The sequence below is a fragment of the Flavobacterium sp. LC2016-23 genome (genome assembly GCF_009674775.1).
Classification (GTDB): Bacteria; Bacteroidota; Bacteroidia; order Flavobacteriales; family Flavobacteriaceae; genus Flavobacterium.
In genome coordinates this window covers 39,317-65,987 of the sequence record NZ_WKKE01000026.1, presented here as the reverse complement: position 1 = coordinate 65,987, position 26,671 = coordinate 39,317, and the positions used below count along the sequence as shown (strand labels likewise).

Here is a 26,671-nt window from a genome sequence, read left to right as displayed (position 1 = left end):
CTGAAAACTACTCATAGCGCAAAGCCTCAATAGGATCCAGTTTGGAAGCTTTAACAGCGGGGTATAATCCGGAAACAATGGCTACCATAAAACTTGTGGCAAAGGCTGCAAAAATGGCCATCCATGGAATAACAAATGCAAATCCCATTGCGGACGAAAAGGCAAATCCCACCAAAATTCCCAGTACAATTCCTGCCAGTCCGCCAAGCTGACCAATCAAAAGGGTTTCGATAAAAAACTGAGTGGCAACGGTTATTCTTTTCGCGCCTAAAGCTTTTCGCACCCCAATCTCTCGGGTACGTTCTGTAACTGATACAATCATGATGTTCATTAAAGCAATAGAGGATCCTAAAATCGTAATGATACTAATAATCCACGCAGCCCAGCCTAAATATTGCGTAATCCCGAGAATTCTGTTGATTAAATCATCGCTGCGGCCAATACCAAAATTATTGTCACGAACCGGACTTAATTTGCGTACTCTTCGCATGATGCTTGTCGCATTGTCAACCGCTTCGTCTAAAAGTTCTTTTTTGGAAACCATCACACTCATCGTGTAATTAATATTGGGTGCTGTAAACAAGGAACGTGCGACCTGAATCGGAATTAAAACCCTTAAATCCTGACTGTTTCCAAATGTTGATCCTTTTTCTTTTAAAACTCCGATAACTTTAAAACGGGCCCCTCGAATGGAGATTATTTTATCGATTGGATTGACATCTTTCAATAAACCTTTTTCAAAATCAGATCCCACAATGCAGGAATACGTATTGTTCTCAATGTCGAACTGATTGAAACTGCGTCCGGAACTGATTTCTAAACCCGAATTACCTATAAAATGCTCGTCGACCCCCAAAATGCTGATTTCCGGATCTGTTTTTTGGTCTGAATATTTTACTTCCGCTTTTGAAGTTGCCGTAAAGGAAAGGGAGGTTTCGGTAAAAGGATATTTGTATTTGTTTTTAAAAGCAACCGCCTCAGGATAAGAGATAATCGGGTTAATGACTTCACGTTCATTACCGCCACGATTTTTAATGGTGTTCTCGTATTGATTAATATTGAAGGTATTAGCGCCCATTGAGGCAAAATTGGTCGAAATGGTATTTTCCAAAGCCGTAACCACTGTCAGGATCCCAACGAGAGCTGTAATTCCGATCGCGATAATTAAAACGGTAAGAATAGTACGTAGCAATTGTGTTTTGATTGAACCAAACGCAATTCGGATATTTTCTTTGAATAATTTTAGCATCATGAACAATTTGTCACGAAAATACGTTTTTTGTTACAAGTTTGTTTTCGAACGGGCATTATTTATTTTAAAAAATAAGATATTTGCAGTCGATTAGAATTTGAGAGAGATCTTAAATTCTAAATTTTATAATCTATAAGAAGATTTTTAAGTTCAAGATTTCGAAAAAAAATCTAACAATCTAAAAGTCTAACAATCTAACAATCTAAAAAAAATGGCTTCAAAACCAACTATACCACAAGGAACAAGAGATTTTTCACCGGCAGAGGTGTCAAAACGTCAATATATTATTCAGGTCATAAAAAATAATTTCGAGAAATTTGGTTTTCAGCCTATTGAAACGCCTTCGTTCGAAAATTCAGATACCTTAATGGGTAAATATGGTGAAGAAGGCGATCGTTTGATTTTTAAGATTTTGAATTCAGGAAATTTTTTCTTCAATAAAACAAAAATAGAATTACCGGAATCCCTGGAACAATTACAATTGAATTCTGCTGAGACAATTGATCTTAATCAGAGAATTGAGCTGAATAAATTTACAGCAAAAATATCTGAAAAAGCCTTGCGTTATGACCTCACAGTTCCGTTTGCGAGATATGTGGTGCAGCACCAGAACGAAATTGAATTTCCTTTTAAAAGATATCAGATTCAGCCGGTTTGGAGAGCGGATCGTCCGCAGAAAGGCCGTTACAGAGAGTTTTTCCAATGTGATGCCGATGTTGTCGGCTCAAAGTCTTTATGGCAGGAAGTAGAATTGGTTCAGTTATACGACACTGTTTTTACTGCTTTAGGACTGGAAGGAGTTACCATTAAAATCAATAACAGAAAAATATTATCCGGAATTGCTGAAGTAATCGGAGCCTCAGATAAATTAATAGATTTTACCGTGGCTTTAGACAAGCTGGATAAAATTGGTGAAGATGGCGTGAAAAAAGAAATGATCGAAAAAGGAATTTCCGAAGAAGCATTGGTAAAAGTGCAGCCGTTATTTAGTTTTAGCGGGACTTTTGCAGATAAAATCAATCAGCTTTCTGCATTACTGGCTTCGTCAGAGGAAGGGATGAAAGGAGTGGAAGAATTGAAATTTATTTGTGACAATGTGGCTACTTTAGGATTGTCAACCGCAACTTTAGATCTTGATGTAACGCTGGCCCGTGGATTAAATTATTACACCGGAGCCATTTTTGAAGTTGCAGCACCGAAAACAGTTTCAATGGGTTCTATCGGAGGCGGCGGCAGATATGATGACCTAACCGGTATTTTTGGTTTGAAAAACATGAGCGGTGTTGGAATTTCCTTCGGATTAGATCGTATTTATCTGGTTTTAGAAGAACTTCAATTGTTTCCGGAAACCGTTTCAGCAACTTCTAAAGCACTGTTTGTCAATTATGGCGATGCAGAAGCTTTGTATGCGTCACAGGCGATTCAGAAACTGAGAAAAGAAAATATAAAAGTAGAATTGTATCCTGATAATGTTAAAGTCGGGAAACAGTTTCAGTATGCAGATAAACGTTTGATTCCTTTTGCAGTCATTGCAGGCGATCAGGAGATTGCGGCTAATTTGTATTCACTTAAAAATCTGGTTTCAGGCGAACAAATTTCAGTTGACTTTGAAGGATTGAAAAATGCTTTGTTAGGCTAGTTTTGAGGTGTGAAGTTTTTTTGCCACTGATTTTACAGATTAAAAAGATTTTTTTGCCACGAATTGCACAAATTTTCACAAATTTTAAAATGTTGTAAAATCAATTTTTATAAAGTTTTACTTTTTTATTTAACCCATTAATCAGTTTACGAACTAGTTACGCTCAAATAATAATTCGTGCCAATTTGTGGAATTCGTGGCTAACGATACACAATAGAAAAAACGCTTTAAATCTACGTGAAATAGTTGCCGGAGAAGAAAAAATACTTTTAATTTGCGGCCTAGTTACGGGCGTAGTTCAAGGGTAGAATAGCGGTCTCCAAAACCGTTGATGGGGGTTCGAATCCCTCCGCCCGTGCAAAATTTTTACCGCAAAGAACGCAAGGATTTTTATCTAAGAATACTTTTAAAAACATAAAGTTCGCAAAGCTAAATCAGCAGGAAGCTTTGCGAGCTTTTTTTTATAAAAGTGAAAAGAAAAAAACTTAGTGTTCTTTGCGGTAAAAATTTTTTTTCTCAAAAAGCATAAAAAAAAGCTTCGTCTCAAATAGGCGAAGCTTTTTTTAATATAAGGTAAACTTGAATTAATAATTATTTATGAAGCCGAGGCCAACCCTTAAATTCAATTTTGATAGGTAATACTATAGTTTCAATTCGAAATCCAAATATACTTCAAACTAAAACGTAATAGTCTTAAAATTATACTAAATTTTTCAGGCTAATTTTCAGTTTTTTAAAGTACTGAATTTTAATAAAGTGACAATTTGACATTTTAAAAGATTTGGCAGTACTTTTGCAATCCAACACAAAGAATAAAAAATGAAGTTTAAAAATATTTTTAAAAATAAAAGTAATATGACTACGGAAAATACAGAGTTCGATCAGGAATTAGATGATGTAACGTTAGAGAACAATGCCAACGGTGAGCAGTTAATTGTTGAAGAATTAAGTGTTGAAGAGCAATTAGCTCAGGACTTGGCAAAAGAAAAAGATAAGTTTTTGAGATTATTTGCCGAATTTGAAAATTACAAAAAAAGAACTTCAAAAGAACGAATTGATTTGTTTAAAACAGCCAACCAAGAAGTCTTGTTAGCCATGCTTCCTGTTTTAGACGATTTTGACAGAGCAACTGTAGAAATCAACAAATCTGAAGATGAGAATTTGAAAAAAGGAGTGGAGTTAATTCATGAAAAACTGAAAAGTACTTTAGTTGCCAAAGGTTTAGAGCAGGTTGAAGTAAGAGCAGGTGATGCTTTTAATGCTGATTTTGCTGAAGCTATTACGCAAATTCCTGCACCTTCGGACAAGCTGAAAGGTAAAATTGTTGATGTAATCGAAAAAGGATACAAATTAGGAGACAAAATTATTCGTTTTCCTAAAGTGGTTATCGGAAACTAAAAATACAGACAATATTCTGAAAGTCAATTTTTTAAGTATTGGAATTTGGAATTTTTGATTTGGAATTTAACCTAAATTATGAAAAAAGATTTTTACGAAATACTTGGCATTTCAAAAAATGCTGACGCTGCCGAAATTAAAAAAGCATATCGAAAAAGTGCGTTGAAATATCACCCTGATAAAAATCCGGGCGACAAAGAGGCAGAAGAAAACTTTAAACTGGCAGCAGAAGCCTATGAAGTTTTAAGTGATCCGAACAAAAAAGCGAAATACGACCAATACGGACATCAGGCATTTGATGGTTCCGGAGGATTTGGCGGTGGTCACGGCGGTATGAATATGGATGACATTTTCAGCCAGTTCGGTGATATTTTTGGTGGTGGATTTGGTGGTTTCGGCGGAGGCGGAGGTGGTCCTCGTCGTGCTAAAGGAAGTAATCTTAGAATTAAAGTGAAGTTGACTTTAGAAGAGATTGCAAATGGTGTGGAGAAAAAAGTAAAAGTAAAACGCAAGGTGCAGGCCAAAGGTGTTACCTACAAAACCTGTTCGACCTGTAATGGTCAGGGTCAGGTAATGCGTGTGACCAACACTATTTTAGGAAGAATGCAGTCTGCATCAACTTGTCCTACGTGTGGAGGTTCCGGTCAGATTTTAGATAAAAGACCTTCTGAAGCAGATGCACAAGGAATGGTTGTAGAAGACGAAACTGTTTCTATCAAAATTCCTGCTGGTGTGGTAGACGGAATGCAGCTTAAAGTTTCTAATAAAGGAAATGACGCTCCCGGAAACAGTATTCCAGGAGATTTAATTGTTGCTATCGAAGAATTAGAACACGAATTCCTGAAACGTGAAGGTGAGAATATTCACTTTGATTTATATATCAGTTTCCCGGAAGCAGTTCTTGGCGTTTCTAAAGATATTGAAGCCATCAACGGAAAAGTCCGTATCAAACTGGAGGAAGGTATTCAATCCGGAAAAATATTAAGATTAAAAGGAAAAGGTATTCCAAGTATAAACGGTTACGGAAGCGGCGATTTATTAGTTCACGTAAATGTATGGACACCAAAAACGTTAAACAAAGAGCAAAAACAATTTTTTGAAAATGCTTTAAACGACGAACACTTTGTGCCGAGTCCTGAAAAATCAGAGAAATCATTTTTTGAAAAAGTAAAAGATATGTTTTCATAACGATATTTTTTTTTAAAAGGTTTAAATATATAAAACCCATCCCGATGTAAAAATTAGGATGGGTTTTTTGCGTATTAATACGCAGATTCGCTTTGAATTATTTACTTTTACAGACACAGACCAAGAAAGGTCAAATTGACGCAGAAAATCCTGAAAACAGCATGAGCAACTTACTCGAAGTACATAAAGTCGTAAAACAATACGGTGATTATGTAGCGCTTAACGAAGTTTCATTAAATGTGCCTAAAGGCAGTATTTATGGACTATTAGGTCCCAACGGAGCTGGAAAAACATCTCTTATCCGAATCATAAACCAAATTACACTTCCCGATAGTGGTGAGGTAATTCTGGACGGAGAAAGACTACAGCCCAAACACATTCAGACAATTGGTTACCTTCCTGAAGAAAGAGGTTTGTATACGTCAATGAAAGTGGGCGAACAATGTTTGTATCTGGCTCAAATGAAAGGACTTTCTAAAGCCGAAGCTAAGATACAATTGGAATATTGGTTTGACCGCTTAGGAATACAAGGATGGTGGAACAAGAAAATTCAGGAGCTTTCCAAAGGAATGGCACAGAAAATTCAGTTTGTGGTTTGTGTACTTCATAAACCGAAACTGCTGATTTTTGATGAGCCTTTTTCCGGTTTTGACCCTGTCAATGCCAATGTCATAAAAGATGAAATTTTAGCTTTGAAAGAACAGGGCGCCACCATAATTTTCTCTACGCATCGAATGGAAAGTGTTGAAGAGCTTTGTGATCACATTGCTTTAATCCATAAATCTAATAAACTGATTGAAGGAAAATTAGTTGATGTCAAACGTCAGTTTAAAACAAACAGTTTTGAAGTCGGAATTCTGACCAGTAATGTAGAAGGTCTGATGTATGACATTACACAAAAATTTACCGTTTCACCGTCAAGTTTTAAATCCTTAAATGACGATCTGAAATTAGAAATTCAAATCGGAAATGCAACTCCAAATGAATTATTACACCTGCTGACACAACGCGGGCAAGTAACACATTTTGTAGAGAAAATTCCAAGCGTAAACGATATTTTTATTCAAACAGTAACGGAATAGATCTCAGATCGTTAGACTTCTTAGATTTTTAGACTAAATCCGGGAAGCGAAAAATCTAACAATCTAAGAAGTCTGAAAATCTAACTAATCTAAAAAATGAGCATCATTTCATTAATTATAAAAAGAGAATTTATTGCCAAAGTCCGCAATAAATCTTTTGTTGTCATGACTTTTTTAAGTCCGCTGTTGTTTGTGGCAATTGCCGGTTTTATCGGGTATCTGAGTTCTATGAAAGCCGAAACCAAACGAATTGCAATTCATGACGAAACAGGTTTGTTTGCCGGCGATTTTGTAAAACAGAACAGGAAAGACGCAGAATATAAATACCTGAATCTTTCTGAAATTGATGTAAAAGCACTGAAAGACAGTATCACCAAAGAGAATTTCAGTGGTTTGATTATTATCCCTAAAACGGATAATTTTAAAGAGCTGGAAACTAAAGTGGACTATATTTCAAATAACAGTCCGAGTATTTCTTTCATCGAAAACACACAGGATGTTATTGCATCAAAAATCACAAAAATTAATCTGGAGCAGGCTAAACTCGATACGTTAGCCATTCAGGAAGCACAGGCAGCTGTCAATATTCATCTGGCGAAATCTTCCGGAGAAGAAAGCCTGAAAGGGTTAAACGAAATAAAAATCGGAATCGGAGGCGCATTCGGCTATTTGATTATGATGTTCATCATTATTTATGGCAATATGGTCATGCGAAGTGTCATCGAAGAAAAAACAAACCGAATTATTGAAATCATTATTTCGTCGGTAAAACCATTTCAGTTGATGATTGGTAAAATTATTGGAACTTCACTTGCAGGATTGCTGCAATTTGTAATTTGGGCAATAATTGGTTTGGGATTAATGTTTGCGGCTTCCGCATTTTTCGGAGTGAATGTTGGACCAACCGCCCGAATTTCACCCGAATTAATGCATTCGGCACAACAGGAATTGTCAGGTCCGGCGCAAATGTACATTGCCGAATTATGGAATTTACCGATTGCCAGTATATTAATTGGTTTTGTGGTGTATTTCATCGGAGGTTATTTTCTATACAGTTCATTTTATGCTGCAATCGGAGCTGCCGTTGACAATCAGACGGATTCGCAACAATTCCTGCTTCCTATTATTATGCCGCTTATTCTGAGTGTCTATATTGGTTTTTTTACTGTCGTAAACGATCCGCACGGAACTATTGCGGTAGTCTTTTCGATGATTCCGCTGACCTCACCAATTGTAATGCTGATGCGACTTCCGTTTGGCGTGCCGTGGTGGCAAATTGCGATTTCGGTATCATTATTGTTTGCTACGTTTTTCCTTGTAGTCTGGTTCGCCGCAAAAATCTATCGTGTGGGTATTTTAATGTATGGAAAGAAACCAACCTGGAAAGAATTGTATAAATGGCTTAAATATTAATTTTTTAAAGTTGCTAAGGTTCTGAGGTACTAAGTCGCTAAGTTAGCTTCTTAAAAAAAAACTCAGAACCTTAGCATCTCAGAACCTTAGAACCTCAAAAAGAAATGAGTAAAATACTAATTATAGAAGACGAAGCAGCGATCAGAAGAGTTTTGGTAAAGATCTTATCAGAAGAAAATGATACGTATCAGGTAGACGAAGCGGAAGACGGTGTTGCAGGTCTTGAAAAAATAAAAAACAACGACTACGATTTGGTTTTGTGTGATATCAAAATGCCAAAAATGGATGGCGTTGATGTTTTGGAAGAAACAAAAAAAATAAAACCGGAAATTCCAATGGTGATGATTTCAGGTCACGGCGATATGGAAACGGCGATTCATACCATGCGTCTGGGAGCATTTGATTATATCTCAAAACCGCCGGATTTAAACCGTTTATTAAATACGGTTCGTAATGCTTTAGACAAAAAACAACTTGTAGTTGAAAACAAAATCCTGAAGAAAAAAGTCAGTAAGAACTACGAAATGGTAGGGGAAAGCGAGGCTATAAATCATATTAAACTGATGATTGAAAAAGTAGCCCCAACTGAAGCGAGAGTTTTAATTACAGGACCAAACGGAACAGGAAAAGAATTAGTGGCGCATCAGTTACATGAAAAAAGTGAACGTGCTAATTTTCCTCTTATTGAAGTAAACTGTGCGGCGATTCCAAGTGAACTGATCGAAAGTGAATTGTTCGGACACGTAAAAGGGGCTTTTACATCGGCAGTGAAGGACCGTGCCGGAAAATTTGAAGCAGCAGATAAAGGCACTATCTTCCTGGATGAAATTGGTGATATGAGCCTTTCGGCGCAAGCCAAAGTTTTGAGAGCCCTGCAGGAAAGCATGATTACCAGAGTCGGCGCCGAAAAAGATATAAAAGTAGATGTTCGCGTAGTAGCAGCAACCAATAAAGATTTAAAAACAGAAATTGCAGAAGGTCGTTTCCGTGAAGATTTATACCACAGGCTGGCGGTAATTTTAATTAAAGTTCCGCCATTAAATGAAAGACGCGACGATATTCCGGCTTTGATTATGCATTTTACAGAGAAAATTGCTTCAGAGCAGGGAAATGCAGTCAAAATATTTTCTGCTCAGGCTATAAAACTATTACAGGAATACGACTGGACCGGAAATATCCGTGAGCTTCGAAATGTAATCGAAAGACTGATTATCCTTGGCGGAAACGAAATCTCAGAAACAGACGTAAAAATGTTTGCCACTAAATAAAAAGCTTTAGGCTTTAAGCTTACTGCCTCTGTCTACTGTGATAAAAGAAAGTAGCATAACGCTTAGCATTAAAAAAATAAAGTAATTGCTCAAGGCCTACAGCTTACAGCATTAAAATAAATAAAGTAATTGCATGAGGCCTACAGCTTACAGCTTAAAGCCTATAGCATTAATAGTAAATCAATTTGCGCAGGTCTGCAGCTTAAAGCCTACAGCCTACAGCTTACAGCATTAAAAAAAATGAAACTAAAAAAAATAAACGAGAAGCTACAGGACGCCTTAATAGAAAATGGTCTGACAGAACCTAATGTATTACAGAAAGAAACTTTTTCGACTATAAAAAGTGGTGCTGACTGTATTATTCTTTCTCCAAAACAAAGCGGAAAATCAACGACAATTGTTCTGAATGTTATTCAGCAATTGGCAGGTCAGGTAGAAGAATCACCAAGAGCTTTGATTATTGTGGAAGACAAAACCAAAGTATTGGAAATGGTTGAACTTTTTGCGAAATACGGAAAGTACACCAACCTTGAAGTGTATGGTGTTCATGATAAAGGAGACATGGATTACGATAAAAACTATATTTCTACGGGAGTTGATGTTTTAATCGGAACACCAAATAAATTGAGTGATATGTTTACGACGGCAGGTTACAATGTAAACCGTCTTAAAATGTTTATTCTGGATGATTCAGATCCGATTTTAAAGCTACGTCATGAAACTAAAATCATGCGTATTTCTAACAGTATCGCCAAAACACAACGTCTTATTTTTGCCGAAGTATTAACGGAACGTATCGAAATTTTGGCAGACAAAATGTTGCTGGAACCGTATCTTTTTGATATGGATGAAGAAGGGGAAGAGGAACTGGACGAGGAAGAAGGCCAGATTGAAGAAGAGGAATAATCGATTTAAAAAGTATTCATGGAGATATTAAAAACATTTAAATTTTTAGCGATTGTACTTTTAGTTTTTTTCGTTGTTATTTATGTTATTGTTATTTCCTATGTTTATTTCAATCAGATTGGAATGGTTTTTCAAAGTGAAAGACTTTCAAAAGAGTATCGATTCGAGTATCACCAAAAGTTTGAGGAGTTAAATATCAAGTCTTTCGATGGCGCAAACCTGAATGGACTTCTGTTTAAATCAGAGAAATCCAAAGGGCTTGTTTTTTATCTTCACGGAAATGCCGGAACATTAGAAACCTGGGGCAAAATAGCGAGTACGTATACTAATTTGGGATATGATATTTTTATTTTAGATTACAGAAGTTTTGGTAAAAGTGAAGGCGAAATTGAAAATGAAGAACAATTAAATAAGGATATTTCTATTGTTTATAAAAAATTGAAAGAGCGATATCCCGAAAATAAAATTATTGTTGCAGGCTATTCAATTGGTTCAGGACTTGCAGCTATATTGGCTTCAGAGAATAAGCCTAAAGCTTTACTTTTGCAGGCCCCGTATTATAGTTTCACGGAATTATCAAGTACGAGAGTACCGTTTTTTCCGGACTTTATGAAAAAGTTTCATTTTGAAACGTATGAATATTTGCCCAAAATTAAAGGCCCGGTTTATATTTTTCATGGAACTAATGATCAATTGATTCCTTATGAAAATTCCATTCGTCTGGGTAAAATATTAAGATCAAATGGACATTTTTACCCATTGAGGGATCAGGATCATATTGGAATGAATGAAAATAATGATTTTCAGAATCAGTTAAAAGTAATTTTAGAGTAAGAATTAAATAATAATAAAAAAATAAAATGTTATGGGATTAATGAAGGTGTTTTCAGGAAGTGAAGTTTTAGCCATTGCTTTGCAGCAAAGATTAGAAGAAGCAGGAGTAGAAACTACTAAAAAAGATAATATTCAATCCGCAAGATTAGGTGGCTTTGGGCAGACAGATCTGGCAGTAGAAGTATTTATACAAGAAACAGATTTCGCAAAAGCAAATCCTGTGATCGAAGATTTCAGAATGAGTATCTAAAAGGCAGTTTTCAGTCTCAGTTTTCAGTCTCAATTTGTCGAAGACTGAAAACTGAGACTGCGACTGGGACTGAAAACTGGGACTGGGACTGGGACTGAAAACCGAGACTGCGACTTAAAAGTAAAAAAACATGCAATATAAAATGCTGGTGCTCGACATGGATGATACCTTGTTGACTGACGATCATAAAATTTCGGAATTAAATAAAAAAGTGCTTCTTAAAGCCCAGGCAAAAGGTGTTTACGTGGTTTTGGCTTCCGGCCGCCCAACTTCTGCGATGACGGCTTATGCCAAAGAATTAGAATTAGATCTGAACGATTCATTTATTATTTCATTTAACGGAGCTATTATTAGTACGGTAAAAGAGGATCTTATTTTATTTGAGCAAAAACTGACAATCGAACAGATTCATGAATTGTACGATTATAGTGTGAAGATGAAAACCCATATTATTACTTATCTGGATAACGAAATTATCAGCGAAACCGATTCGGAGTATATTGAAATTGAAAAAGAAATAACAGGATTGCCACATCGCAAAGTACCAAGTTTTAAGGACGCCGTAAACAGAGCGGCAGTAAAATGTATTTTATTGGAAGAGCCTTCTTATTTAAAAGAAGTAGAGCAGGACCTGAAAGCAGCAATGCCTCATTTAAGTGTGGCCATGTCTAAACCTTTCTTTTTGGAAGCAGCTCAGCAGGGAATCGATAAAGCGGCGAGTCTTAAACTTCTGGCAGCAAAGCTCAATATTCATCAAAGTGAAATTATTGCAGTAGGAAATGCCGGAAATGACCTCACCATGATTGAATATGCCGGACTTGGCGTTTGGGTGGATAATGTAACCCCTGAATTACGCGACAGAGCCAATTTGATTGTGGCTTCCAATAATAATGACGGTGTTGCCGAGGTAGTGCAGCGTTTTATTTTAAATTAGAAATGAAAACACCAATTGAAACAGAACGTCTGATCTTAAGGGAATTTCTTTCTTCAGACGATGCGGGCATGTTTGAATTGGATTCGAATCCAAATGTGCATACGTATTTAGGGAATAAACCTGTTACTCATATTGATGAAAGTCGCGCTTATATTAATTTTGTTCAGCAGCAGTATAAAGATTTTGGCACAGGCCGTTGGGCGGTTATTCTAAAAGAAACCAACGAATTTTTGGGGTGGTCCGGAATCAAATTTATAACGGATGAAATCAATAATCATAAAGATTTTTATGAAATTGGATATCGTTTCATCGAAAGACACTGGGGAAAAGGTTATGCAACCGAAGCCGGAAAAGCTTTTACAGCTTATGCTTTTAATGTAATGAAAGTAAAGGCTCTTTATGCTTATGCAGACGCTGGGAATGAGAACTCCCGAAGAATTTTAGAAAAGCTGGGTTTGCAGTACGTAAATTCTTTTGAGTATGAAGAAGAACTGGCTGTCTGGTACGAGGCAAAGAATCCAAACTTATAATTTTTTCTAAGAAATGCATCCCAAACCTTTTTAAACTTACTCCTGAAGATTTAAAAAGATTTGGAAAACAGCTCGAAGTTTATGTTTCTGAATATTCAGAATTATTTTTTAGCTACAGAAACAAAATATTTATTTCCGTCACCCATTGTTAATTTTACGCGTTCGTCGCAAAGATCGATAGCAAAATTTACACTTTCGTAACAAGTACAGGTGGTGTTTTTGTCTTTAGACATCTCTGTTTTGCAATTGTTGTTTTTAAAAGTCGCCAATTGCGGGGTGTACAAACTAACTAAATCAGTAGAAGCAGTTACTAATGAGATTATACTTGCAGAATTATTATTGGTAATTCTGTAGACAATTCTATCTGTATAGTTCACTTCATTAACCATTACTTTGCGGATGTAAGTATATGCAGTAGATCCTTCTCCTGGTTCTTTTACTTCAAATTTAAACCCCACAGCACGAATTGCAATATCAAATTGTGATTGAGAGTTTAAACTGGCCCAGCTTGTTAATGTACTAATGGATGGGAACGGATTAGTAGCCGGAGCAGCAGCAGTTTGCGCTTGCGAACTGAAAATGGTTAAGAACATCAAGCAGATTGTGGGTAAAAATGCTTTCATAATAAGTTTGGAGTTTTTAATTTTTGCCTACTCTTTATGGTTTTCGGCTTTCCCATTTTACTTTATTAAACAAAACAACAACATAACGACAAAATATCAAAATTGTTATGGAAAAATCTGTTGTTAAATTAATTTATTTATGTTAAATTTTTAATTGCTTAACCTTATTCGGGTAAAAGCAGTTTTTTGAAAGTTAAATGTAAGAAAATTTTAATTTAATTTTCAAAAAAATGTATTTAATCGATATTATTTGCATTTAATCGATGTTTTTGTCATTTAATTCTTATTGAAATAAGATTTGCAATCTTTTAAGGTAAAAACTTATTTTAGATATTACCGGGTTCAATTTATGGTTTTTACGTCAAATTTAAATATTCGATTAATACAAAATGTTGATATATAGTGTATTGTTGATTTTATTTTAAAGAATATTGTATGTAAATTTGCAAACTCTTCAATTGAAGATGTAAATATAATATCTTACTACTTAAAATGTAGTGTATTCCTATGGAAAATAGAAAAAAAGTTGCCTTTTATACGCTTGGTTGCAAACTGAATTTTTCAGAAACTTCCACAATCGCCCGAAATTTTACTGACGAAGGTTTTGATCGTGTCGATTTTGAAGAAATAGCAGACATTTATGTGATCAATACCTGTTCGGTTACAGAGAACGCCGATAAGCAATTTAAGCAGGTGGTAAAAAAAGCAATGAAACTTAACGAAAAAGCTTTTGTAGCCGCAGTTGGGTGTTATGCACAACTAAAACCTGAAGAATTAGCAGCTGTTGATGGCGTTGATTTGGTTTTGGGGGCTACCGAAAAATTTAAAATTACCGATTATATTCATGACTTAAGCAAAAACGATATGGGTGAAGTACACTCCTGCGAAATTGCTGATGCCGACTTTTACGTAGGAAGTTATTCTATTGGTGACCGTACCCGTGCTTTTTTGAAAGTACAGGACGGCTGCGATTATAAATGTACCTATTGTACAATTCCACTGGCAAGGGGAATTTCGCGAAGTGATGCCCTTGAAAACGTTTTGCAAAATGCCAAAGAAATATCGACTCAAAACATTAAAGAAATTGTTTTGACCGGAGTCAATATCGGTGATTATGGGAAAGGGGAATTCGGAAATAAAAAACACGAACATACGTTTCTGGATTTAGTCCAGGCATTGGACAAAGTAGAAGGAATTGAACGTTTGCGAATTTCATCTATTGAACCTAATCTGTTGAAAAATGAAACAATCGATTTTGTTTCGAAAAGCAGAACTTTTGTACCGCATTTTCATATCCCGTTACAATCCGGAAGTAACGATATTTTAAAATTAATGAAACGACGTTACTTGCGTGAAGTGTATACAGAACGTGTGAATAAAATCCGTGAAGTAATGCCGCATGCCTGTATCGGTGTCGATGTTATTGTCGGTTTTCCCGGAGAAACAGATGAACACTTTTTAGAAACGTACCATTTTCTAAATGAAATGGATATTTCCTATTTACACGTATTTACGTATTCGGAAAGAGACAATACCGAAGCCGCAAATATGCCCGGAATTGTTCCTGCAAACGTAAGAGCAAAGCGCAGTAAAATGTTACGTGGTTTATCGGTTAAAAAGCGTCGTGCTTTTTACGAAAGCCAGATAGGAACCAACAGAACGGTTTTATTTGAAAGCGAAAATAAGGAAGGCTATATTCACGGTTTTACCGAAAATTACGTAAAAGTAAAAACGCCGTGGAATCCTGAATTAGTCAATACTTTGCAGGAAATTAACCTAACAAAAATAGACGAAGACGGAAGTGTTCGCCTGGAGTTTTCACATAAACTGACGGAAGCATAAAAATCGAAATGAAAAAATAAACAAAAAGCCCTTTAAAGGGCTTTTCTGTTTTTATAGAATGAACTAACTGTTTAACTACTGTTTCGCATCTTCCTGAATTACCAATTTCAGGGAATTGATATAATCCGTATCAAATTCAATTACTCTTATTTTTTGCGGATTAAAGCTTAATTCGCCTCCAAACTTTCCTTTTATGTCCACGAAGTCAATTGTCAGTTCTTCGTCGGTTAATTCGATTAATTTGCCTAAATAAGCAGATTTGGCCGATTTTTTTGAAATCTGGAAAATCCCATATTTATCAGTAATGAAATTCACAATAGAAGCCAGATCTCTTATCGGAATAATATCTTCGGCATTTGTTTTCAAACCTTTCATACGGATTACTTTTTCAGTAAAAGCAAGGTCCTGATCTCTGTGAACAGCTTCGATATTTTTGTTTTTTAGAATCACAAACCCGTCAAGAATATAATCAACAGGATTATTTCTTAGTAAAATCCAGTCATCGGAATAATCAATAAGAAAGCCGGTAAAAATTTCTTTTTTGTCTGTGAATTCTATCGCAATTAATTGTCTTAAATATTGTTCCATCTTGTTTTTTTAAAATTCCAATCTTTTTAAAATTCCAAATTCCAAATTCCAAACGCCAAATTCCAATTAGCGCATGGAATTTGGAATTTAAATTTTTTTGGAATTTATTTTTAATCTATGGATTTGTCGACCAGATACTGCTGTTTTTAATAAAAACCCTGCGGTTTAATTTCAGTTGCGCAATGATTAATTCGGCAATATCTTCCGGCTGCATTACTTTTTCCGGATTTCCGTCCGTTAAGTTTAAATCCAAAGCCAGATCGGTAGCTACTGTACTTGGCGTTAGTGCCGTAACACGAATATTGTGTTTTCTCATTTCCTGCATTAACGAATCGGTTAAACCCATTACAGCAAATTTAGAAGCACTGTACGCACTGGTTAAGGCATTTCCGTTTAAACCTGCAGTAGACGAAATGTTGATGATGTCGCCTGTTTGTCTTTCAATCATGTTGGGTAAAACAGCGCGGGTCGTGTAATAGGTTCCCATTAAATTCACCTGAATGATTTTTTCCCAGGCAGCCGGCTCCAGTTCAAGGAATTTTCCAAAAGCAGCAATACCGGCATTGTTGATTAAAATATCAATGTTGGTAAACTCAGCCAATGCTTTTTCTACTGCTGTATTGATAGAAGTAATATCTGAAACATCAGCACTTAGAGCCAAAGCCTTTACACCTAAATTGGAAATTTCAGCGCTCAGTTGATCCACATCAGCCTGGGTTCTGGAAATCAGGATTACGTTGACGCCTTCTTTGGCTAACGCTATAGCGATTGCTTTTCCGATTCCTTTCCCGGCTCCGGTAATCAGGGCATTTTTATTTTTTAAATCTGTCATGGTCGTATTTTTTGAAATGCAGAAAGCATCATTCTTAGTGACACAAAAATAATTCTTTTGATTTCTAAAATGATGCTTTCCGTTTTTTCTTAATCTAAGTTTAACAACTTTCTTATTCTTTCAGAACCATATCGATACACATCACAGCTCCAAGGATTAATTGCCTCAACGGACTGTCGGCTGCTACGTGCTCTTCAATCTGAAGCACATAATTGTCTGCACTGGTAAAAAGTTCTTTGCCCATTCCTGCCCACTTTTTGCTAACCTGAGCCAATTGCCTGTTTTCATGCGAAAATTTAAAATCCCAACCGGTCCATTTTCCCTGAAGAGTGGCACAAGGTCTTTCATTTTTATCCAGAATTTCAAATTTCCCGCCAAAAGAAAAGAACTTTTGTTTGAAAGTGCCTACCAAACGATCTTTTTCATCCAGAACTTCAACAGTCGAACGGAAAACGGCAACACCACGTCTTACGGTAATTAATTTTTCACCGGAAGCAGTTGTAATTTCAACATCAAAAGGAGTCATTCTTTTATAATCAGTAAAACGAAATACTTTGGTGAAAAAGCCAAGGTTATTTTCGCGGCAATTCATAATGATCTGATTGGTTTCGGGATCATAAATATCGTAGTTGTTAGCTGCTTTAAACATACCAACATGTTCTTTTACAAGGAATAAATTCTGATTTAAAATAGGATTCATTAAATTTTGATTTAAAGTTAATTTATTAAAGGCTTTTATTAAAAACCAAATGTAGTAAAATAACTATGATGAAGCCAAAAGCGATTTCAAACACTTTTAATAATTTAAATCTTTCTTAATTTGTTTTTTTGAGAAAGGAACCGGGAGCTTCATTAATTCAATAGCTGTTTCTTCGGCTGTAAGATTCTTGTACACTTCGTTTTTTGTACTAATAATAATGGCTCCGTAATATGCTCTGATGCCATAAAGTGAAGTAGCTTCGTTTTCTTTTAAGACGCTGATATTCTCAATATCATAAGGATTGATTCTTGCTATTTGCTGTGATTTCACCGGAACCCCGTCAACAATATACAACGGTTCCTTGTTGGATGGAACAGAATCAATATTTCTGATTTGGGATTCGGTTAACCGGAGATACTGTTTATCAGTGATTTGCGGATTATAACCAAATTTTTCAGGGAGCGGGGGACTGGTGGTTAATTGTACATTCATAACATTTTTATTTCCTACGACTTGTGTTTGTAGCTGACATCCCACATAACTAAAAATGAGCGAATCCCCTTTTTGGGCAGCAATTGTATATTCTCCCTCGAAATTGGTGGCAGTTTCTTTTCCTGATTGCTGAATTTTAACAGATGCTCCGGCCAGGAGAACAGTATTGTAATCGGAAACAGTTCCTGTTATTATTTTTTGCTGTGCAGCGGATACGAAACCTACCAGCATAGCAAGGACTAATGAAAGAAGTTTGAGACTTTTCATGATAGTAGATTTAAGTGAAGTTTTTGCTATTGCTGCGGAGCTGGTTTTCCGGTTTTGGTGGTGATTATGACAACGCCTTTTTTTCCTTTTTCACCATATTTTTCGGTCGCTTCAAGATCCTGCAGAATAGTAATGGTTTTGATCTCCTGTCTGTTTAATGGAGCGTACGGACTTTTTGGATTTTTACCGAACAGATCATCTTCAGAATAATAATTGCCGTCAATAATGTATAATGGCTCGTCCAGAACTACCAGCGATTCTACATTTTCCGGATTTAAGTTCGAAAGCTCTCCCTGCATCATCTTGTCTCTTTTGGCGTCATCTGTATGGGAAATTGCTTTTCCGTTCAGGATCACCAGGGGCGCACTTTTTTTGGCCATCTGAGTTTCTTTCTCGGCAGCAGCCATTCGGTAAGATTCGCCTTTTAAAGGCCTTGATGCCGCAACGGGAGCAAAGGCTTTGTCTTTTTCAACCGAATCTTCTTCGCTTGAAAAACCGGAAGAAATTGACGGAGCAGGTGCCGCAACTTGATCAGCTGCAATTGAAGGAACTGATTCGTAATCAATTGTCTGTTTGTTGGCACTATGTGTTTCCTGAATCGCTACTTTTTGCTGTTGCTTAATTTGGTTGTTCAGGATTTCTGTCGCTTCCGTTTTTGATATGATTCCTGAGTCTTCAGACGTTGCAATTTTATTTTTTTCTAAACCGGTTTGAATCGGTTCTTTTTGGGTTTCATTCGTTACTACCTGATTTGTTTCCTGAATAGTTGAGGTATTGTTTGTTTTTATAAATTGAGAGCCTAAAGAAATAACCAATAACAGAGAAGCGGCAATGGCAATTTTTTTCCATAATGCTATTGTTTTTTTATCTTCTTTTTTGTCCAGTTTTTCTTCAACGCGGGACCAGACTTTATCCATTGCGGGAAAATCTTTGCTCTCGGCGTTGTGCGAAGCTTCTTTTATTTTTTCGAATAATTTATCGTGATTGTCCATGACTATTTTGCTTTTTGATAATACAATTTGTTTACTAATTCCTTGAGCTTGGTTTTGGAAGCATTCAATTGTGATTTTGAGGTGCCTTCAGAAATGTTGAGCATCGCGGCTATTTCTTTATGTCCGTAACCTTCTATGACAAAAAGGTTAAAAACAGTTTTGCAGCCATCCGGAATATGGTTTAATAAATTGAGTAAATCTTCTTCTTCTAAATGCGTAATTTCGTCCGTAAAAGGTTGTGACAGCAATTTGACATCATCAAGATACATATTGAAATTTGTATTTTTCTTAATAGTCGCCAAACAATGGTTCACCGTTATTTTTCTGGCCCAGGCCTCAAAAGCCTGAACTTCCTTAAGCTGTTCTATTTTGGTAAAGATGGTATAGAAAGCATCGGCCAGGGCTTCTTCTATTTCTTCTTCCTTTTTTAGGTATCGTTTGCAGAGGCGATACAGCTTTGGAGCCATATACTCATACACCTGACGCTGCGCATCACGTTGCATTTTTTTGCAGTTGGAAATCTGAGTTTCGTTTATCACAATTGTTGTCTTTATACTTAAGAGGGTTAAAAAGATAAAAAGGTTGGGACGATGATGATTTTTTTTTTAAAGGTTCAAAGGTTCAAAGTTGCAAAGCGACAAAGGTTTATCGTAGAGGCGCACAGCGGTGCGTCTCCCGCAATGATATTCTCCCGTTTTGTGATATCATAAAATACTTGATATTAAAAATGTATTTAATTTTATTCTAATTTTAAAATTGCTTCTCTTGACAAAATTCTTAGTTGTTTCCAGAAAGAATAATTTGTCAACTCATCTATTTCACTTATAGATAAATCTTCAGAAGGTATTTGGTCAATATAAAAGTTTATATGATCTAACACTTTTATTTGTTCCTCAGAAAAGAGACCTGAATAGTTTTCTTTTATAACCTCATAGAAATGATTAAAATCCAATAATAATTCATCTGTTACAACAACAAAGTTTGGAAATGATGCTATTTGTTCATCAGCCTCTAACGATAAATTTTTTAGCGATCGACTAAAATTATTAATTATTACTTCTTTATTCATTCTTAACTTTTGAATTAACGATGCTATCTCTCTATTAAAAATATTGAATTTACTTAACCAGCAAACTCAACTTAAAAATCTTGGTTTCCAAAAGTTCCGTGTCATTATCCTCGCAAAGCAAAAACTCAATTTTACTATTTTCTTTTTTGTAGAAAGTCAGGCCTTCAAATTTGTTGGCGGAGGTTATTTTTTGGGTGAAATCGATTTTCATGGTTTTGAGATCAATGCGTCCGATGAAGCTTCCGAGGACTTCCCCGTCGTCGTAAGTAGATTGGGTATCTTCGGCGGTTGAAAGGAAATAGATTTTGTCTTCGACTAAAACCGCATCGGTAAAACCGCAACGGACTCCTTTTATTTTAGGCAGTTTGTAGTTGGTGGCAACCAGGGCAAATTCTTCTCCTAAATTTTTAGCATGGATGGTGAAGATGGTGTTTTTGTTTGACTTTCCGTTTCCGCGATTGAATAAGTACCAGTTTTCTCCATCGAAAATGGCACCTTCCAGATTGAAATCTTCCGGTTTTATTTCTCCGAAACTTTGCATTAGACTGTATAAGTCGACCAAATTGTTTTTTTGTAAAATCGTTTTGGTTTTCAGATCGAACGCAATCATTTTGTTCCGGTTTTCGGTCGAACCCGAGCCAAAAACATACAACGTATCATTGTGATGGGTAATAGATTCAAAATCAGGTTTGATATTTTTGGGAATATTCTGCGATGGATTATCAATCAAAGGATGTTGGCTTAAATGCTGGTCCTGCATGTTGTATTCGTATAAGAATCCACTGTTGTCACCAATGATATAAAGGGAATTGTTATTGAAGAATAATCCTGATGCCGAACCGATTCCGATGATTTGAAATAATATTTCTAAAGTGAATTTTTCCATGAATTTTGTTTTGTAAAAGAGTGCCCAGCCCTGATAGCAATGAAAATACTTTGAGGAGAAATTGTATTTTTTCCGGCAGAACAAAGCGACCAACGGAAGCTCTTGTTATGGCTTGGAAAAAACAATTTATTGAAAAAGTATTGCAATGAATAGCAGGAATATGCTTCGTAAAAGTACTATATTTACTATTACGATAAAACGGAATGCTGTGAAATTACCCTCACTAATCGGTAATAACAGATCAAATACCAATAATAATAAAATTTGTGAATATGAAATCGATAGACCCAAATGATTTTAAAGTTGTTCAGAAAATAAGTTTAAAGAATATTCCGACGCTGCTGGATATCAAAGCGGATGATGACGAAAAAGAAGAAAAACTGGATAAGGTTCAGGCAAAACTGAGCGACTTGCAGGATGTGATGTATTCGCACAATAAATACAGCGTCCTGATTTGTCTGCAGGGAATGGATACTTCAGGGAAAGACAGTCTTATTCGGGAAGTGTTTAAGGAATTTAATCCGCGTGGAGTGGTGGTGCATAGTTTTAAAACACCCAATTCAACTGAATTAGAACACGATTATTTATGGAGACATTATATTGCACTTCCGGAAAAAGGGAAGTTTGCCATTTTTAACAGGACGCATTATGAGAATGTGCTGGTAACACGTGTGCATCCGGAATTTATTTTAAGTGAAAACCTGCCCGGAATCAATTCGGTAGAAGATATTAAACCAAAATTTTGGAAAAACAGGATAGAGCAAATCAATAATTTCGAAAAACATATTGCTGCAAACGGCACTATTGTAATGAAATTTTTTCTGCACCTTAGCAAAGAAGAACAGCGCCAACGATTGCTGCGCCGTCTGGAAGAAGGAAAACACAATTGGAAATTTTCACCGGGGGACCTAAAAGAACGTGAACATTGGGAGGAATACCAGAAATATTATCAGCAGGCTATTAATAAAACATCAACCGATCATGCGCCCTGGTACATTGTTCCTGCCGATGATAAGGAAATGGCCCGGTATATTGTAGCCAAAATTATCTGGGAAGAAATGCAAAAGTATACCGACATTAAAGAACCTGAACTGGATGATGAAATAAAAGCCAATTTTGAACTGTATAAAAAAGAATTAGAAAAATAAAATAAAAAACCCGACAGCCTATGAGCAACTGCCGGGTTTTTACCAAAAACAAAAGAATAAAAATAAATGTATTTTTACAAATCAAAACCGTAGGCTACGCGCAATGCTACCTGATTGGTTTTGAAATCGTGATAGTCTTCATATCGAACACTAAGATCGATGTACTTATTGGCGTACCCGATTCCCGGAGCCCATAAAAATGTTGTGTTGTTGTAACCGTTCGTAACAGCAAAACCGGCACCGACTTCACCTAAAACATAAAATTGGTCTTCCCATACAAAGGCTTTAAAACCTGCTTTTGCCGGAATAAATCCAAGGTCCTTGGCATCGCCTCCCTTAAATAAATTGGTAAAACCTGTTGTCAGGGTTAATGACGCTCTTTTGGTTAAGTCATATTGCAGACGTACATCTCCGCCAAGTGCCCAATTATAATCCTTGTCAGTTGGTATACCTCCATTTATTCCAAATCCTAATCTGAATCCCTGATCGTAATTTTTAATTTCACTGTCCTGAGCGAAAGTTGTGTTGGCGTATAATAAAGCAATAAGTGCAAGGCATAACATTTTTAGATTTCCTAATTTCATTGTGACAATTTTTTTTAATTATTTAATGGTGTAAAAGTAAAATCTAAGCATATGGGCTTTGTTATATAATTCTTGACAATTGTTATATAATCTGGGGATTATGAAGCATATTCTTAATTTTTGCTTATATTTTTGATAATAGAAAAGAATTCAAAGCTTCTCAGTATCTTTGCCAGCTTAAAAGCAGTAAAATTGAATTTAAAAAATTACACAAAAGAGTTCTCTTATAATTTAAGACTGGCCTATCCCATTATTCTGGGAATGGTCGGACATACCTTAATTGGTATCGTCGATAATATAATGGTAGGGAAATTGGGAAGTACAGAACTGGCAGCAGTTTCGCTGGGCAATAGTATGATTTTTATAGCCTTGTCTTTAGGAATAGGATTTTCTACCGCTATCACTCCTATTGTAGCAGAGGCTGATGCCGAAAAAAATCCATCAAAAATTCGTGCTGCGTTTCACCACGGATTGTTTTTATGTATCATTCTGGGTCTTTTGCTTTTCGGAGTAATTGTGCTGGCTATGCCTTTGATGGAATTACTGCACCAGCCTGCAGATGTTATTGTCCTGGCAAAACCTTACCTGGCCTGGGTAGCGTTTTCTCTGGTGCCGCTTATTATCTATCAGGGATACAAACAATTCGCCGATGGCTTATCGATGACCAAATACTCAATGTATGCCATTATTATGGCCAATATAATTCATGTCGGAATTAACTATATGCTGATTTACGGCGTCTGGATTTTTCCTAAAATGGGAATTGTAGGCGCAGCTTTGGGAACCGTAATTTCAAGAATTATGATGGTCCTTTTCATGCACATTATCCTGTCGAGAAGAGAACAGCTTAAAACTTACTTTCAGAATTTTAGTTTTGAAGAAATCAAGAAAGAAACCCTTAGAAAAATTATAAGCTTAGGTTTGCCATCCGCCATGCAGATGCTTTTTGAAGTAGTACTTTTTACAGCTTCCATCTGGCTTTGTGGCAATATCGGGAAAACAAGTCAGGCCGCCAATCAGGTAGCTCTAAGTCTTTCTTCCCTGACTTTTATGTTTGCTATGGGGCTTAGTGTTGTTTCCATGATTCGTGTCAGTAATCAAAGAGGTCTGATGGATTATAAAAAACTCGTAGTCGTAGCGCGATCTGTGTTTTTGCTGTCTATTATTCTGGAAGTTGTTTTTGCAGCGGTATTTATTGCCTTTCATAGCATTTTGCCTTATCTCTTTCTGAATATGGAAAATACATTGCAGCTTACAGACAATACAGAAGTAATAGAGATTGCTTCAAAATTACTTTTAATAGCCGCGGTTTTTCAGATTTCCGACGGAATTCAGGTAGTGGTCTTAGGCGCTTTGCGAGGTTTGCAGGATGTGAAAGTACCGATGTACATTACTTTTGTAGCGTATTGGGTCATTGGGTTTCCGATTTCCTACTATTTGGCAGAATACACCCCCTGGAAAGCACAGGGAGTCTGGATTGGACTTTTGGCCGGATTAACTTCAGCGGCAATATTCCTGTACATTCGTTTTCATTACTTAACCAAAAAATTAATTAATAATTCAGTTGCAAATAACTAAATTTGAAACTTAAAAAAATAAATAAAAATGGAATTACCTAAATTTTTACTCGGAGATAACACTGATTTTCCGGATGATATTTTTATCGTTCACCTTGATTATCCAAGATTTATTATCAACCTAAAAGATGATGAGGTTGAATTTATGGAAGAAGCGGAAGATCTTGATGAGGCAGAACTGAATGCCGAAATGGAAGGTTTGATTGTTCTGGCAAATGAATTCTACGACAGAGAAATAAACCGTTACGAAGAGTAATTTTATTTTGAATCTATTTTTTAAGCTCTAAATCTTTATGATGAAAAAATTAAGTTTTTTAAAACCTGTTTTTAATTTCATAGCAATCGGATTGCTGATTACTACTTTAAGTCGAATATTTTTGTTTTTTCTATTTAAAGAAAGAGTCGTAGAAACACCGAATTTCTGGTATATTTTTCCAATCGGTCTGCGAATGGATATGATCTTGTTATGTTATTTGTCTTTTCTTCCTTTTGTTTTAATTACATTTCTGCCTGGCAAATGGCTTAAGTTTACGAATAACTTTCTGGTGATTTACAGTTTCTTATTCCTGTTCCTGATTCTTTTCGTTGAATTAGCCTCGCCCGATTTTGTAAAACAATACGACACACGTCCGAATAAAATTTTCTTAGACTATCTGATTTATCCGAAGGAAGTGGTCGGGATGCTTCTGAAAAGTTACCTGACTTCTATCATTGTTACCTTTCTTATTTTGGGGCTGGTCTTGTATTTTGCTTTCAAAAAAGGGAAAAAACTTTTTCATACCACCAGTACAGCGTATAAATTCAAATTAATGGTTTTTCCGTTAGTGGCTTTTTTATTGTTTTTCGGAGCCCGTTCCAGTCTTACCTCAAAACGGCCAATCAATGCCAGTAATGCTGTTTTTTCTACAGATCAGTTAACCAATACTTTGGGATTGAATTCTTTTTATACCGTTGCTTTTGCGGCATATTCCATTAAAAATGAAGGAAACACCAAAATGTACGGAAAAATGGAGGAAGCCGAAGCGATCGCCCGCGTCAAAAAATACATGATCGCCGGACCAACCGATTTTACCGATGCTGAAATTCCGTTTCTTCATGTGCAGCAACCCGATACAACGGTACAGAAGCCCTATAATCTGGTGATCTTTTTGCAGGAAAGCTTAGGTGCAGAGTATGTTGGGATTTTAGGAGGAAAACCACTAACTCCTGAATTTGATAAATTATCGAAAGAAGGCTTGTTATTTACCAATTTGTATTGTACAGGAACCCGAAGCGTACGCGGAATAGAAGCTGTTGTGACCGGATTTCTGCCTTCACCATCTGAAAGCGTAGTGAAATTAGGGAACTCTCAACAAGGATTTTTTACCCTGGCGGATGCTTTAAAACAAAAAGGATACGAAACCAGTTTTATTTATGGCGGAATGGCCAATTTTGATAATATGGCTTCGTTTTTCAACGGAAACGGTTTTCAGGATATTGTGGATCAGGAAGATTTTGAATCTGATGGAAACAAATATGCTTTCAAAGGAACCTGGGGCTATTCTGATGAAGATTTAGTGACCAAAGCAAACAATTATTTTAAGGCGAAAGGCAACAAACCTTTCTTCTCCTTAATGTTTTCGACTTCAAATCACGAACCTTTTGAATATCCGGCAGGAAGAATAAAACCATACGATCAGAAACCTGCAACTGTAAATAACGCCATGAAATATGCCGATTTTTCGATTGGAAAATTCTTCGAAATGGCTAAAAAAGAAGCTTATTTTAAAAATACGATTTTTATTGTCATCGCCGATCATAATACAAGAACGTACGGAAAGAATCTTGTACCAATCAATAAATTCCATATTCCGGCCTTAATAATGGGACCCGGAGTTCAAAAAGGGGGAGTATACAGCAAACTGGCAAGTCAGATTGATATTCCGCCAACCTTGTTAGGGTATTTGGGAATTCCGTTTGAAACGCCAATGGTGGGGAGAAACCTGAATAAACTGGACGCTAAAGTGCAGGGACGATCGATTATGCAGTTTAATGATATCAATGCGTTCAGGGTAGAGAATCAGGTTGTGATTATGCAGCCGAATCTGAAACCACTGCAATTTGAAATCAAAAATGATACGACCCTGATTCCTGTAAAACTAAACGAAGAACTGGCCAAAGATGCTTTGGCACATGTAATTACAGCAGGAAATTTGTACAAGGAAAACAAATATAAACTTAGAGGTACAAAAAAATAATTTTCACTTCATTTTAAAAAAAGCTGCTGGGTATGTAATTTCATACTTAGCAGCTTTTTCTTTTAAAAAGATTGATTTACTGACAATTTAAACTGGAGGAGAATGAAAGCAATGGAACAATTCTTATTTTTTTTGAATTA

Annotated in this window: 27 protein-coding genes and 1 tRNA gene; 17 read left to right on the top strand and 11 right to left on the bottom strand. The window is 36.1% G+C overall.

Annotated elements, in window-relative coordinates; all coding sequences use genetic code 11:
- Window positions 1–7 precede the first annotated feature (7 nt).
- Window positions 8–1,252, bottom strand: a complete 1,245-nt coding sequence (locus GJU43_RS19615; protein WP_195760069.1) for an ABC transporter permease — start codon at window positions 1,250–1,252, stop codon at window positions 8–10.
- A 211-nt stretch (window positions 1,253–1,463) separates the two neighbouring features.
- On the opposite strand from GJU43_RS19615, the gene hisS reads away from it, so the two are divergent.
- The 12 genes from hisS (at window position 1,464) to GJU43_RS19555 (ending at window position 12,694) form a co-directional block, all read left to right on the top strand.
- Complete coding sequence (gene hisS, locus GJU43_RS19610; RefSeq protein WP_154343151.1) at window positions 1,464–2,891, top strand: histidine--tRNA ligase; 1,428 nt, start codon at window positions 1,464–1,466, stop codon at window positions 2,889–2,891.
- Window positions 2,892–3,178: 287 nt separating this feature from the next.
- Window positions 3,179–3,249, top strand: a tRNA-Trp gene (locus GJU43_RS19605).
- A gap of 461 nt (window positions 3,250–3,710) precedes the next feature.
- Window positions 3,711–4,289: a nucleotide exchange factor GrpE gene (locus tag GJU43_RS19600; protein WP_154343148.1), complete on the top strand. Its 579-nt coding sequence runs from the start codon at window positions 3,711–3,713 to the stop codon at window positions 4,287–4,289.
- Window positions 4,290–4,367: 78 nt separating this feature from the next.
- Entirely contained in the window at window positions 4,368–5,477 is a 1,110-nt protein-coding gene (dnaJ, locus tag GJU43_RS19595; RefSeq protein ID WP_154343146.1) for a molecular chaperone DnaJ, read from the top strand.
- Window positions 5,478–5,638: 161 nt separating this feature from the next.
- The gene (locus GJU43_RS19590; RefSeq protein ID WP_154343221.1) at window positions 5,639–6,559 is read left to right on the top strand and encodes an ABC transporter ATP-binding protein; all 921 of its coding nucleotides are present in this window, start codon (window positions 5,639–5,641) and stop codon (window positions 6,557–6,559) included.
- A 96-nt stretch (window positions 6,560–6,655) separates the two neighbouring features.
- Window positions 6,656–7,972 carry an ABC transporter permease gene (locus tag GJU43_RS19585; protein ID WP_154343144.1) on the top strand — a complete coding sequence of 439 codons (1,317 nt, stop codon included), beginning with the start codon at window positions 6,656–6,658 and terminating at the stop codon, window positions 7,970–7,972.
- Between the two features lie 104 nt (window positions 7,973–8,076).
- Window positions 8,077–9,240, top strand: a complete 1,164-nt coding sequence (locus tag GJU43_RS19580) for a sigma-54 dependent transcriptional regulator (protein ID WP_154343142.1) — start codon at window positions 8,077–8,079, stop codon at window positions 9,238–9,240.
- Between the two features lie 240 nt (window positions 9,241–9,480).
- Complete coding sequence (locus tag GJU43_RS19575) at window positions 9,481–10,146, top strand: DEAD/DEAH box helicase (RefSeq protein ID WP_154343140.1); 666 nt, start codon at window positions 9,481–9,483, stop codon at window positions 10,144–10,146.
- A gap of 18 nt (window positions 10,147–10,164) precedes the next feature.
- Window positions 10,165–10,980, top strand: a complete 816-nt coding sequence (locus tag GJU43_RS19570) for an alpha/beta hydrolase (protein WP_154343138.1) — start codon at window positions 10,165–10,167, stop codon at window positions 10,978–10,980.
- 31 nt (window positions 10,981–11,011) lie between these two features.
- The gene (locus GJU43_RS19565; RefSeq protein WP_059116437.1) at window positions 11,012–11,230 is read left to right on the top strand and encodes a putative signal transducing protein; all 219 of its coding nucleotides are present in this window, start codon (window positions 11,012–11,014) and stop codon (window positions 11,228–11,230) included.
- Window positions 11,231–11,360: 130 nt separating this feature from the next.
- Complete coding sequence (locus GJU43_RS19560; protein ID WP_154343136.1) at window positions 11,361–12,164, top strand: Cof-type HAD-IIB family hydrolase; 804 nt, start codon at window positions 11,361–11,363, stop codon at window positions 12,162–12,164.
- A 2-nt stretch (window positions 12,165–12,166) separates the two neighbouring features.
- Window positions 12,167–12,694, top strand: coding sequence for a GNAT family N-acetyltransferase (locus GJU43_RS19555; RefSeq protein ID WP_154343133.1), 528 nt, complete (start codon window positions 12,167–12,169; stop codon window positions 12,692–12,694).
- A gap of 101 nt (window positions 12,695–12,795) precedes the next feature.
- Here the strand turns inward: GJU43_RS19555 and GJU43_RS19550 are convergent, their stop codons facing one another.
- On the bottom strand, window positions 12,796–13,317 hold the full coding sequence (locus GJU43_RS19550) for a hypothetical protein (protein ID WP_132038086.1): 522 nt from the start codon (window positions 13,315–13,317) through the stop codon (window positions 12,796–12,798).
- 507 nt (window positions 13,318–13,824) lie between these two features.
- Here GJU43_RS19550 and mtaB point away from each other — a divergent pair.
- On the top strand, window positions 13,825–15,159 hold the full coding sequence (gene mtaB / locus GJU43_RS19545) for a tRNA (N(6)-L-threonylcarbamoyladenosine(37)-C(2))-methylthiotransferase MtaB (RefSeq protein ID WP_154343131.1): 1,335 nt from the start codon (window positions 13,825–13,827) through the stop codon (window positions 15,157–15,159).
- Between the two features lie 75 nt (window positions 15,160–15,234).
- Here mtaB and GJU43_RS19540 read toward each other — a convergent pair whose 3' ends face one another.
- From GJU43_RS19540 to GJU43_RS19505, 8 genes are all read right to left on the bottom strand, one after another.
- Entirely contained in the window at window positions 15,235–15,747 is a 513-nt protein-coding gene (locus tag GJU43_RS19540; protein WP_154343129.1) for a hypothetical protein, read from the bottom strand.
- Window positions 15,748–15,862: 115 nt separating this feature from the next.
- On the bottom strand, window positions 15,863–16,579 hold the full coding sequence (locus GJU43_RS19535; RefSeq protein ID WP_154343127.1) for a 3-ketoacyl-ACP reductase: 717 nt from the start codon (window positions 16,577–16,579) through the stop codon (window positions 15,863–15,865).
- 112 nt (window positions 16,580–16,691) lie between these two features.
- Entirely contained in the window at window positions 16,692–17,279 is a 588-nt protein-coding gene (locus GJU43_RS19530; protein WP_154343125.1) for an LURP-one-related/scramblase family protein, read from the bottom strand.
- A gap of 96 nt (window positions 17,280–17,375) precedes the next feature.
- Window positions 17,376–18,038: a carboxypeptidase-like regulatory domain-containing protein gene (locus tag GJU43_RS19525; RefSeq protein WP_154343123.1), complete on the bottom strand. Its 663-nt coding sequence runs from the start codon at window positions 18,036–18,038 to the stop codon at window positions 17,376–17,378.
- A gap of 26 nt (window positions 18,039–18,064) precedes the next feature.
- Complete coding sequence (locus GJU43_RS19520; RefSeq protein WP_154343121.1) at window positions 18,065–19,030, bottom strand: hypothetical protein; 966 nt, start codon at window positions 19,028–19,030, stop codon at window positions 18,065–18,067.
- A 2-nt stretch (window positions 19,031–19,032) separates the two neighbouring features.
- On the bottom strand, window positions 19,033–19,533 hold the full coding sequence (locus GJU43_RS19515; RefSeq protein WP_154343219.1) for an RNA polymerase sigma factor: 501 nt from the start codon (window positions 19,531–19,533) through the stop codon (window positions 19,033–19,035).
- A gap of 236 nt (window positions 19,534–19,769) precedes the next feature.
- A complete protein-coding gene (locus GJU43_RS19510; protein ID WP_154343119.1) occupies window positions 19,770–20,099 on the bottom strand; it encodes a hypothetical protein in 330 nt (109 codons plus the stop codon).
- Between the two features lie 49 nt (window positions 20,100–20,148).
- Entirely contained in the window at window positions 20,149–20,985 is an 837-nt protein-coding gene (locus tag GJU43_RS19505) for a hypothetical protein (RefSeq protein ID WP_154343117.1), read from the bottom strand.
- A 272-nt stretch (window positions 20,986–21,257) separates the two neighbouring features.
- Here GJU43_RS19505 and GJU43_RS19500 point away from each other — a divergent pair, with 272 nt between their 5' ends.
- On the top strand, window positions 21,258–22,133 hold the full coding sequence (locus tag GJU43_RS19500; RefSeq protein ID WP_154343115.1) for a PPK2 family polyphosphate kinase: 876 nt from the start codon (window positions 21,258–21,260) through the stop codon (window positions 22,131–22,133).
- Between the two features lie 74 nt (window positions 22,134–22,207).
- On the opposite strand, the gene GJU43_RS19495 is transcribed toward GJU43_RS19500, so the two are convergent.
- A complete protein-coding gene (locus GJU43_RS19495; RefSeq protein WP_154343113.1) occupies window positions 22,208–22,717 on the bottom strand; it encodes a hypothetical protein in 510 nt (169 codons plus the stop codon).
- Between the two features lie 192 nt (window positions 22,718–22,909).
- Between GJU43_RS19495 and GJU43_RS19490 the strand changes: the two genes are divergently transcribed.
- From GJU43_RS19490 to GJU43_RS19480, 3 genes are read left to right on the top strand one after another with little or no spacing between them, the layout of a single operon-like run.
- Window positions 22,910–24,295 carry an MATE family efflux transporter gene (locus GJU43_RS19490; protein WP_154343111.1) on the top strand — a complete coding sequence of 462 codons (1,386 nt, stop codon included), beginning with the start codon at window positions 22,910–22,912 and terminating at the stop codon, window positions 24,293–24,295.
- Between the two features lie 27 nt (window positions 24,296–24,322).
- Window positions 24,323–24,550, top strand: coding sequence for a hypothetical protein (locus GJU43_RS19485; RefSeq protein WP_127339667.1), 228 nt, complete (start codon window positions 24,323–24,325; stop codon window positions 24,548–24,550).
- Between the two features lie 37 nt (window positions 24,551–24,587).
- The gene (locus GJU43_RS19480) at window positions 24,588–26,531 is read left to right on the top strand and encodes an LTA synthase family protein (RefSeq protein WP_229655091.1); all 1,944 of its coding nucleotides are present in this window, start codon (window positions 24,588–24,590) and stop codon (window positions 26,529–26,531) included.
- The last annotated feature ends 140 nt before the right edge of the window (window positions 26,532–26,671 follow it).

What these genes read in the sequence shown, in the direction of transcription:
- GJU43_RS19570 (WP_154343138.1), top strand. Translation starts at nt 10,165, where the DNA reads ATGGAGATATTAAAAACATTTAAATTTTTAGCGATTGTACTTTTAGTT.
- GJU43_RS19540 (WP_154343129.1), bottom strand. Translation starts at nt 15,747, where the DNA reads ATGGAACAATATTTAAGACAATTAATTGCGATAGAATTCACAGACAAA.
- GJU43_RS19590 (WP_154343221.1), top strand. Translation starts at nt 5,639, where the DNA reads ATGAGCAACTTACTCGAAGTACATAAAGTCGTAAAACAATACGGTGAT.
- GJU43_RS19615 (WP_195760069.1), bottom strand. Translation starts at nt 1,252, where the DNA reads ATGATGCTAAAATTATTCAAAGAAAATATCCGAATTGCGTTTGGTTCA.
- GJU43_RS19600 (WP_154343148.1), top strand. Translation starts at nt 3,711, where the DNA reads ATGAAGTTTAAAAATATTTTTAAAAATAAAAGTAATATGACTACGGAA.
- GJU43_RS19575 (WP_154343140.1), top strand. Translation starts at nt 9,481, where the DNA reads ATGAAACTAAAAAAAATAAACGAGAAGCTACAGGACGCCTTAATAGAA.
- GJU43_RS19500 (WP_154343115.1), top strand. Translation starts at nt 21,258, where the DNA reads ATGAAATCGATAGACCCAAATGATTTTAAAGTTGTTCAGAAAATAAGT.
- GJU43_RS19555 (WP_154343133.1), top strand. Translation starts at nt 12,167, where the DNA reads ATGAAAACACCAATTGAAACAGAACGTCTGATCTTAAGGGAATTTCTT.
- GJU43_RS19480 (WP_229655091.1), top strand. Translation starts at nt 24,588, where the DNA reads ATGATGAAAAAATTAAGTTTTTTAAAACCTGTTTTTAATTTCATAGCA.
- GJU43_RS19520 (WP_154343121.1), bottom strand. Translation starts at nt 19,030, where the DNA reads ATGGACAATCACGATAAATTATTCGAAAAAATAAAAGAAGCTTCGCAC.
- GJU43_RS19485 (WP_127339667.1), top strand. Translation starts at nt 24,323, where the DNA reads ATGGAATTACCTAAATTTTTACTCGGAGATAACACTGATTTTCCGGAT.
- GJU43_RS19510 (WP_154343119.1), bottom strand. Translation starts at nt 20,099, where the DNA reads ATGAATAAAGAAGTAATAATTAATAATTTTAGTCGATCGCTAAAAAAT.
- GJU43_RS19580 (WP_154343142.1), top strand. Translation starts at nt 8,077, where the DNA reads ATGAGTAAAATACTAATTATAGAAGACGAAGCAGCGATCAGAAGAGTT.
- GJU43_RS19585 (WP_154343144.1), top strand. Translation starts at nt 6,656, where the DNA reads ATGAGCATCATTTCATTAATTATAAAAAGAGAATTTATTGCCAAAGTC.
- GJU43_RS19565 (WP_059116437.1), top strand. Translation starts at nt 11,012, where the DNA reads ATGGGATTAATGAAGGTGTTTTCAGGAAGTGAAGTTTTAGCCATTGCT.
- GJU43_RS19495 (WP_154343113.1), bottom strand. Translation starts at nt 22,717, where the DNA reads ATGAAATTAGGAAATCTAAAAATGTTATGCCTTGCACTTATTGCTTTA.
- dnaJ (WP_154343146.1), top strand. Translation starts at nt 4,368, where the DNA reads ATGAAAAAAGATTTTTACGAAATACTTGGCATTTCAAAAAATGCTGAC.
- hisS (WP_154343151.1), top strand. Translation starts at nt 1,464, where the DNA reads ATGGCTTCAAAACCAACTATACCACAAGGAACAAGAGATTTTTCACCG.
- GJU43_RS19515 (WP_154343219.1), bottom strand. Translation starts at nt 19,533, where the DNA reads ATGCAACGTGATGCGCAGCGTCAGGTGTATGAGTATATGGCTCCAAAG.
- GJU43_RS19530 (WP_154343125.1), bottom strand. Translation starts at nt 17,279, where the DNA reads ATGAATCCTATTTTAAATCAGAATTTATTCCTTGTAAAAGAACATGTT.
- GJU43_RS19550 (WP_132038086.1), bottom strand. Translation starts at nt 13,317, where the DNA reads ATGAAAGCATTTTTACCCACAATCTGCTTGATGTTCTTAACCATTTTC.
- GJU43_RS19535 (WP_154343127.1), bottom strand. Translation starts at nt 16,579, where the DNA reads ATGACAGATTTAAAAAATAAAAATGCCCTGATTACCGGAGCCGGGAAA.
- GJU43_RS19525 (WP_154343123.1), bottom strand. Translation starts at nt 18,038, where the DNA reads ATGAAAAGTCTCAAACTTCTTTCATTAGTCCTTGCTATGCTGGTAGGT.
- GJU43_RS19560 (WP_154343136.1), top strand. Translation starts at nt 11,361, where the DNA reads ATGCAATATAAAATGCTGGTGCTCGACATGGATGATACCTTGTTGACT.
- mtaB (WP_154343131.1), top strand. Translation starts at nt 13,825, where the DNA reads ATGGAAAATAGAAAAAAAGTTGCCTTTTATACGCTTGGTTGCAAACTG.
- GJU43_RS19505 (WP_154343117.1), bottom strand. Translation starts at nt 20,985, where the DNA reads ATGGAAAAATTCACTTTAGAAATATTATTTCAAATCATCGGAATCGGT.